Origin of the sequence: Staphylococcus sp. HMSC068C09 (assembly GCF_001813735.1) — a bacterium.
Classification (GTDB): Bacteria; Bacillota; Bacilli; order Staphylococcales; family Staphylococcaceae; genus Staphylococcus; species Staphylococcus hominis.
The window spans coordinates 24,778-32,617 of sequence record NZ_KV813764.1 but is presented as its reverse complement, the minus strand read 5'-3'; the positions used below and the strand labels follow the sequence as shown (position 1 = coordinate 32,617).

General features: G+C 30.1%; 8 protein-coding genes and 1 pseudogene. 4 read left to right on the top strand and 5 right to left on the bottom strand.

From position 1 onward, the window contains the following. Positions 1–527: pseudogene (locus HMPREF2930_RS11780) on the bottom strand (type 2 isopentenyl-diphosphate Delta-isomerase); the annotation flags it as partial. 34 nt (positions 528–561) lie between these two features. Beyond that, positions 562–1,509, bottom strand: a complete 948-nt coding sequence (corA, locus tag HMPREF2930_RS07620) for a magnesium/cobalt transporter CorA (protein WP_017174915.1) — start codon at positions 1,507–1,509, stop codon at positions 562–564. A gap of 121 nt (positions 1,510–1,630) precedes the next feature. Between corA and HMPREF2930_RS07615 the strand changes: the two genes are divergently transcribed. Then, the gene (locus HMPREF2930_RS07615) at positions 1,631–2,110 is read left to right on the top strand and encodes a thioesterase family protein (protein WP_017174916.1); all 480 of its coding nucleotides are present in this window, start codon (positions 1,631–1,633) and stop codon (positions 2,108–2,110) included. Continuing rightward, positions 2,110–2,526: a hypothetical protein gene (locus tag HMPREF2930_RS07610; RefSeq protein ID WP_017174917.1), complete on the top strand. Its 417-nt coding sequence runs from the start codon at positions 2,110–2,112 to the stop codon at positions 2,524–2,526. The genes HMPREF2930_RS07615 and HMPREF2930_RS07610 overlap by 1 nt, the downstream gene beginning before the upstream one ends. A 51-nt stretch (positions 2,527–2,577) precedes the next feature. On the opposite strand, the gene HMPREF2930_RS07605 is transcribed toward HMPREF2930_RS07610, so the two are convergent. Continuing rightward, on the bottom strand, positions 2,578–3,477 hold the full coding sequence (locus HMPREF2930_RS07605; RefSeq protein WP_017174918.1) for an alpha/beta hydrolase fold domain-containing protein: 900 nt from the start codon (positions 3,475–3,477) through the stop codon (positions 2,578–2,580). A 194-nt stretch (positions 3,478–3,671) separates the two neighbouring features. Between HMPREF2930_RS07605 and HMPREF2930_RS07600 the strand changes: the two genes are divergently transcribed. Further along, positions 3,672–4,307 carry a hypothetical protein gene (locus tag HMPREF2930_RS07600; protein WP_017174919.1) on the top strand — a complete coding sequence of 212 codons (636 nt, stop codon included), beginning with the start codon at positions 3,672–3,674 and terminating at the stop codon, positions 4,305–4,307. 76 nt (positions 4,308–4,383) lie between these two features. Here HMPREF2930_RS07600 and HMPREF2930_RS07595 read toward each other — a convergent pair whose 3' ends face one another. Next, positions 4,384–6,477, bottom strand: a complete 2,094-nt coding sequence (locus tag HMPREF2930_RS07595; protein ID WP_017174920.1) for a DHA2 family efflux MFS transporter permease subunit — start codon at positions 6,475–6,477, stop codon at positions 4,384–4,386. Positions 6,478–6,489: 12 nt separating this feature from the next. Continuing rightward, positions 6,490–7,137, bottom strand: a complete 648-nt coding sequence (locus HMPREF2930_RS07590; protein ID WP_017174921.1) for an HlyD family secretion protein — start codon at positions 7,135–7,137, stop codon at positions 6,490–6,492. Positions 7,138–7,257: 120 nt separating this feature from the next. Between HMPREF2930_RS07590 and HMPREF2930_RS07585 the strand changes: the two genes are divergently transcribed. Further along, positions 7,258–7,809: a TetR/AcrR family transcriptional regulator C-terminal domain-containing protein gene (locus HMPREF2930_RS07585; protein WP_017174922.1), complete on the top strand. Its 552-nt coding sequence runs from the start codon at positions 7,258–7,260 to the stop codon at positions 7,807–7,809. Positions 7,810–7,840: the final 31 nt, after the last annotated feature.

Genomic DNA, 7,840 nt, shown 5'->3' with positions numbered 1-7,840 from the left:
ACAATTGCTTCCACATTTTCTAACCATGTCGAAAACTCTCTATTCCCTTCTGGCATCACTAATTCTTGTGGTGCGTTCACATGTACTTGTAAAGCTTGTGCGTCTAATAATTCAACTGCTTTAACAGCTTTATCTACTGGTACATCTGCACCTACATTACTAAATATAATGCCCTCAGGGTTTGTTTTACGTACAATACTAAATGATTCAGCCATCTTAGGATTTCTTAAAGCTGCATGTGTAGATCCTACAGCCATAGCTAAGCCTGTTTCTCTAGCAACGACTGCTAACTTTTCATTAATTGTCTTAGTCCAATCACTTCCACCTGTCATTGCATTAATGTACAAGGGAAATGTCATATCAAAATTTGAAGTATGACTCGTTAAATCCACTTGATTCACATTGATATTTGGAATTGAATGATGTACAAACCTCATACGGTCAAAATCTGATTGAGGGACATCTTGTTGTGCCATTGCAATTTCTACATGTTCATTTTTTCTTTGCTCTCTTTGGATATCACTCATGTAACAACCTACTTTCCTTAAACTATGTTCTATATTAAAACCACTTTTTCTTTTTAAAGAAGAGAATTAATGCAATTGAAATGAGTAACATTATAGTTAAACAAATAAAATAACCATAATGCCATTTTAACTCTGGCATATATTCAAAGTTCATTCCATATACGCCTACTATAAATGTTAAAGGAGAAAATATAACTGACACGAGTGTCAATACTTGCATAATACTATTCATTCTAAAAGAAGAATAAGATTCAAAATTTTCTCGAATTTCATTTGTCATTTCTTGAGAGGTTCTAATAATATTATTTTGTTTAATAATATGATCATCAATATGTTGAATATACATTGAATGTTTATAATCTACAATTAAGTTACCTTCAGTCTTAATTGTATTCACAAGTTCCTGCATTGGGAATAATACACGTTTTATTTTTATAAGATTAGAACGTAATTGAAAGACATTATCCATTACTTTTTTACTATGTGTATCATCTACATGTGCATCTTCAAAGTTGTATACCTCATCTTCAATGGTATAAACAAAATCAAAATATTTATCTACCATCATATCAAGGATATGTATAACGATATCAGCACAATCTAAATCTGGATCATGTTTACGCGCATTCATCTTGACAACTTCCATTAATGATTCAAAATGATGTTGATGATAAGTAATTAATGTTTTTCCGTCTAGAAATACGTTCAATGCTATAGGAGTAAAATTATCTTTATGCATACTATGAAATACCATGTATTGGTAATCATCATAAGATTTATATTTAACTCGTGGTACCCCTTTAATGGCATCTTCTAATTCTAAATAGTTAAAATTATAGTTTTCAATCAAAAAATCATTTTCTTTGGATGTTGCATCTTCAAAATCCAACCACACAATAGTAGCATTATTAGGTACATCACTGATTTGTTCAACTTGAGTTAGTGGTTCGTCCTTAGTTTGATATCGAATTATCATGGTCATCTTTCTGTTTCCTCCTATTTAACCATACGGTTATCATTCTACCATGAATTAAATATTGTGTATGTGTTATTTTATGTTAGTAAAGTATTTTTATAAAATTTTAAAGAAGGGATAAAATATTATGAACTATCCATTTATTATTCATAAAAGTGTAGTATCTTCTCAAGTTGATTTTAACCAACATATGCACGATGCAGAATATAATTCAGTTTTCAGTGAAGTTATTAGTGAATTTAATCATTATAATGGTTTATCATTGAAAGAAAGAGAAGCGCTTAATTATACAACATTTACAGTCGAAGAACATACAACCTATTTAAAGGAATTACACTTCGAAGAATCATTTTCAGTTCGTGTTCGTATTTATAATTATGATGAAAAACGTGTTCACTTCTTTTTAGAATTATTTAAAAATGATGAAACTTTAGCTGCAACAAGCGAAATAATGATGATGGGTATTAATCGTTCAACACGCCGACCTGCTTCTTTCCCCGCACACTATAAATCTAATATCCAAATATACTATGATTCTCAATATGATAAGCGCTGGCCTAAATCATTAGGACATCAAATTGGCATTCCAAAGAAAGGAGAGGCATAATGACAGACACTATTTCTGAAATCTTAGAAAACACACTATTTGACCTTAGTGATACACTTAAAATACATTTAATTGAATTAAATGAAAACCGTTCACTATTTATGAATGGACCTAGTCGAGAGCTCATTCAACGAACATTTAATATTAGTTTTTACCAAGGACAAAAACAAGCGATAGAAGCATTAGATAGAGAAATTAAAACGACTACGGATGAAAATGATTTAATAGCTAATCTAAAAAGATATTCGCAAGACGTTGAAAAACAACTTTTAAATGTAATAGAGTTACATACTACAACTTATGAACCCAAAGAAAACTTAAGATTGGCACAATCTCTCGATACTTATTATCATTGTAAAGGCCAACATGATATAATTAGTGAATTATTATCGCAAGTCAATAAATATTCAATATAAAAATATAGGACTAAAGTAAAATCTAACTCGATTCTACTTTAATCCTTATCATTATTCATGAATTGCCTTATTAATTTGTTTAATCACCTTATGAGATTCATGAATTGGGAATAACGCAAAGTCATGAAACATTTTTGGATACTCAAAAAATTGTATAGATTGATGATGCGTTTCCAATTCATATGCCAAACGTTGCATATCTGGATAATAAATTTCCTTACCACCACCAAACATTATAATTGGTGGCAATCCTTGTTTTATTCCATATATCGGCGAAATTAAAGGATTTGATAATGGTTCTTTATCACTCCACACATTCATTATGTTTTGAAGCCCTTGAATATTAACAAAGCGATCTTTTTCAACCAAATATTCAGTAATTTGAGGATTTGTCATTGTTGCATCAAGCATCGGAGAAATTAAACATATTTTGTATGGTAAAGGTTTGTCATTTTCTACTAATTGTTGTACATAACTAAGTGCAAGTGCTCCACCAGTTCCATCACCCATAATAACAATGTTTTCATTATTAACTTCACTTAATAACGATTCATATACATTATTAATTGCTTTAAATGTATCTTTAAGATGAAACTCTGGTGCTTTAGGATATATCGGTAAAACGACCTCATATAAAGTGTTGAGTGCAAGTTTATCCATTAATCTCCAATGGAATGGAGAAGGTTGTAACGTGTTATACCCACCATGAATATACAAAATTTTCTTTTTAGTTTCGTGACGAAAATTAAATCTAAACACTTGCATATCTCCTAAAGATAATTTATCAAGATTTGCTTTCACATTTAAAGTTGGAGGTTGCTTATGTTTCGCTCTATTAATATCTTTTCTACGCTCCATAAACGAGTTAAACTCGTCTTCACTCTTAAACTGAATTGAGCGATTATGTAGTAAATATTTATTAACAATTCTATTTACCATGCGTGTTTTCATAAAATTTTTACCTACCTTATAAATTTATAAAATTAATCAAACTTTATTACAGAAAGCTTAAAAAAACGATATAATACTATTTATATGATTAAAAATGAGCAATCTAGTTCATATAATTGCCTATTGCATATTAAATTCAGTATAAATGAGTCAACTATAGAAAACAAATGAATGACGGCAAAGGAGTAATAATAATGCAAAATCAAAATCCTAATAGATATCAAACAAATCGCCCCCCATATGTCCGTGTTAACCAACAAGCTTATTATGGTAAAAAGAAAAATTCGTGGATAAGTTTAATTATACATATCATCATTCTTATACTTGTAGGGATTACTTGTTATAGCATGTATAAACAGCCTATTCTAAATTTTGTTCTTGCAAATCAAGCGATTGATTTCTCTGAGATTAAAAACTTTCAAAATACAACTACTCAGATTGGACCGCTCAATATTAATATTAGTGAAGTCGCTAACTTACAAGGTATCATAGATAAATTTATTCTAGCCTTTAATATATTTTTCGTTTTATGTATTCTTAGCATGATTATTTCAATTTTAACCATTGTATTTAATAGAACGATTTTAAAAGTGATTAATTTCATCGTTATCGCTGTTGTGTTAATGATTGCTTTTTCCTTTAGTTATACAATTCAAATGGTAGGAAACCAAGTATCTCAGAACTTGCATCATTTTTTCTTAGATTTAGCACCAAATCAAATTATTACTGAAGCAGATGCTATTCACAATGCATTGATCTTACTTTCAAGTAGTTTAGCATTATTATTTATAAGCTTTTTCTTTAGAAATCGTCATCCTAGAATCAAATAGACATGTCATCTCATTCTATATTTAATAAAATAAAAAGGTATTGAACGTTTTATATGTCCAATACCTTTTTTATTTATTAAAATTTATTACTTTCTTTACTCATCAATCTGTTATGTTCAGCTTCAGCACCTTTTTTTCCTTTTAAGAATAAACTTAAAACGAATGCTAAGACACTTAATGCTGTAGCAATCCAAAACGCATCATTGATCCCTTCGATTGAGGCTAATTTATTTACATAAGTCAAGATAACTTGTAATGCACCTTGTTGACCCCCATATTGTGCGGCCATTTCACGTACATGATCTTGAATGACTGGATTAGTTTTATCTAATTCAGTTGCAAATGCATTCAGATGATTTGTAGATTGAGTTGTCATTACAGTAACGAGAATCGCAGTACCAATTGAACCAGCTAATTGTCTCATCGTATTTAAGAACGCATTACCATGAGAAATTAAGCGAGGTGGTAAGGCATTGATAGCTGCAGTTATTAACGGCATCATAACAAACGCCATACCTATTGAACGTATTACATAAATACTCATAATATGAAGATAAGAAGTATCCATATTCAGTTTTGTTAATTCATACGTTCCGTAAGTCATCACTGCAATACCGAATAAAGCAAGTGGTTTAAGACCAATTGTATCAAGTAATTTACCAGCAACAGGTCCTAATACCCCCATTAATAATGATCCTGGTAATAATAGTAAACCAGAATCTAATGCTGAGAAACCACGTAAATTTTGAAGATATAATGGTAATAAAATCATACCTCCGAATAAACTCATCATTACTACCATGTTTATAACAGTAGTAAGTGTGTATGTTGGTGATTTTAGCACTTCTAAATTAAGCATTGGTGCTTTCATTGTTAATTCACGAATAACAAATAAGATGATGAACACAACACCAATGATAAACATTATAATGATTTCAGTTGAACCCCATCCTTTATTACCAGCTTCACTAAAGCCATATAATAAAGCACCAAATCCAATTGTACTATATACGATACCACGATAATCTGCTTTAGGATTGATTGTTTTTTGATAAATTTTGAACCATGCTAATCCAAATAAGAAAGCAAGTAGTCCTAAGATAAACATCATATAAAACATAACATTCCAATGATAATTTTGGACGATGTAACCAGATAATGTTGGCCCAATCGCTGGAGCAAGAATCATTGCGATACCCATTGTTCCCATTGCCACACCACGTTTTTCAGGTGGGAAAATGGTAACAATTACATTAGATCCTAATGGCATTAATATACCTGCGCCAATCGCTTGTAAAACACGTCCTCCCATCATAATTGGGAAGTTAGTTGAAATACCACAAACTAATGAGCCAATTGTAAATAATACAAGCGCTATTAAAAATAGCTTACGATATGAATATTTATTAAATAAGAACGCACTTATTGGTATTAAAATACCGTTTACTAACATGAATCCTGTCATCAACCATTGACCAGTTGAAGCAGAAATATTGAATTCTGTATTAATTCTAGGTAAAGCTACATTAAGTAATGTTTGGTTTAAAATTGCGATAAACATACCAAACAACATAGCAGCTAAAATTTTACCTCTTGTAATCCCTTTACCGAAAACAAAATCTTGGTTTTGATTTTTTATACGTTCGTTCACACGTCCTTCTTGTGAATCAGGATTAATAGGTTCATAAATAGAATCTTTGGAAAGATGTTGATTATTAACATCTCTATCATTATGATTTACTGTATCTTCAGAATGCGTATTGCGTTGTTCATCATCTGAGTAGTGTAAGGAATGTGACGTTTGTTTTTGCTCAGGATGAATTTGTTCTGAAGATGAATCTTGTTGCTCTTGTTCTTCTTCAAAATGATTTTTTCTTTTATCATTATTGATATCGTTATCTTCCTTATAATGAGATTGATCATTATTAAAGTAACGTTTTTTCTCTTCACTGATTTGAGAAGAGGATGCATTCTTTGCATCGTTATTTTGTTCTAAGTCACTCATTTTAAATTTAGATGGATTATTTTGACTCTTAGATTCTTCATTTACTTGTTGTCCCTTTGATTGATTTAATTTAGATTTATGACGTGATTTCAACACGAATAAATTAATTAAACCAACTAAAATGACCGCTGCAACGATATATCCAATAATGAAGGTCACTGTCATTTTATGACCTCCTTAGTCTTTATGGATTTTAACTTCAGCGTTCATTCCAGGAACAACATTTTTAGATGGTTGTGAATCTAAAGAAATTTTCACAGGAATCACTTGTGAAACTTTAGTATAGTTACCGTCACTGTTTGATGATGGCATTAATGAGAAACTATTTGCAGTTGCTTTTCCGATTTCTTTAATTTTACCATCGATTTTAGAATCTTGACCGTCGATTGTTACATCAACTTTATCGCCTTTATCAATGCTACTTAAATCATTTTCATCGATATTAGCTGTAATGTATAAATCATCTAAATTATATGCATAAGCAATTGGTGAACCTGCTTGAGCGATAGAACCTTCCATTCCATCAGTTTTAGCAATTGTACCATCTTGTGGCATTTTAATTTTTTGATCTTGAGTTTGACCATCTTGACCTTGAGCAGTTACTTCTGCGACTGTGTCACCTTTTTTCAATTGATCGCCTTGTTTTGCGTCAAAAGATTTAATTTGTCCAGATGCTGGACTCGCAATTTTAATTTGATTACCGTCAACTTTAGCGTTATCAGTTGTTACATAGCTAGTTGCATTATGATAGAAATAAAATCCAACTACTCCGATAATAACTAAAGCAACGATAGTAATGATATTGATTAACACCATTTTCTTCATTGAACTTTCCTCCTATTTGCTTTTAAAAATCACTTTATATATTATAAAGACATATCAGTAAAAAAAACACCAACAAAACTTAAAAAATTGTCGGTTATTTTTTAAATTTAGGTGACATGCATGAAATTAAAAGCGAAATATAAAATTATAATAAGTATGATCGATTTGCTAGAAGATTATCCCTTCGAACAAATTTCAATTAAAATGATATGTGCACAAAGTAAAATTAATCGTTCAACATTTTATGATAATTTTCAGGATAAATATGACTTATTGTCTACAATCCAAAGTTACCATCTAAATAAGTATGAAAAATTATTAAAAACACTTTCTAATAATTTTCACAATATAAAAAAAGAGCCTGAAAAAGTATTTAAGTTCTTTCATATTATTCTTAAATATATATATAGAAAGAAATCTTTTTTTCACGCTATTTTTATCTCAAATCCAAATAGAAGTTTAGTTATGGACTACTTAGATATTACAAAGAAATATTACGATAAGATTTTAGTTGAAAATGAAACCTTAATTCAAAATAGAGGACTTTTTATTTCTTATACCATTAGCGGTCAAATTGGAGTAATTCTTTATTGGCTAAGAAGCGGTTGCCAAGAAAGTCCTAAAGAAGTAGCAAATTCTTTATTATCCAATACAATTAAGTTACAGAGATAATAAAGAAGGGAGCAAGACAGAATCAAATTAA

Bases quoted from the DNA above. Each gene is read 5' to 3' on its own strand.
- HMPREF2930_RS07605 (WP_017174918.1), bottom strand. From the start codon at position 3,477: ATGAAAACACGCATGGTAAATAGAATTGTTAATAAATATTTACTACAT.
- HMPREF2930_RS07610 (WP_017174917.1), top strand. From the start codon at position 2,110: ATGACAGACACTATTTCTGAAATCTTAGAAAACACACTATTTGACCTT.
- HMPREF2930_RS07585 (WP_017174922.1), top strand. From the start codon at position 7,258: ATGAAATTAAAAGCGAAATATAAAATTATAATAAGTATGATCGATTTG.
- corA (WP_017174915.1), bottom strand. From the start codon at position 1,509: ATGACCATGATAATTCGATATCAAACTAAGGACGAACCACTAACTCAA.
- HMPREF2930_RS07615 (WP_017174916.1), top strand. From the start codon at position 1,631: ATGAACTATCCATTTATTATTCATAAAAGTGTAGTATCTTCTCAAGTT.
- HMPREF2930_RS07590 (WP_017174921.1), bottom strand. From the start codon at position 7,137: ATGAAGAAAATGGTGTTAATCAATATCATTACTATCGTTGCTTTAGTT.
- HMPREF2930_RS07595 (WP_017174920.1), bottom strand. From the start codon at position 6,477: ATGACAGTGACCTTCATTATTGGATATATCGTTGCAGCGGTCATTTTA.
- HMPREF2930_RS07600 (WP_017174919.1), top strand. From the start codon at position 3,672: ATGCAAAATCAAAATCCTAATAGATATCAAACAAATCGCCCCCCATAT.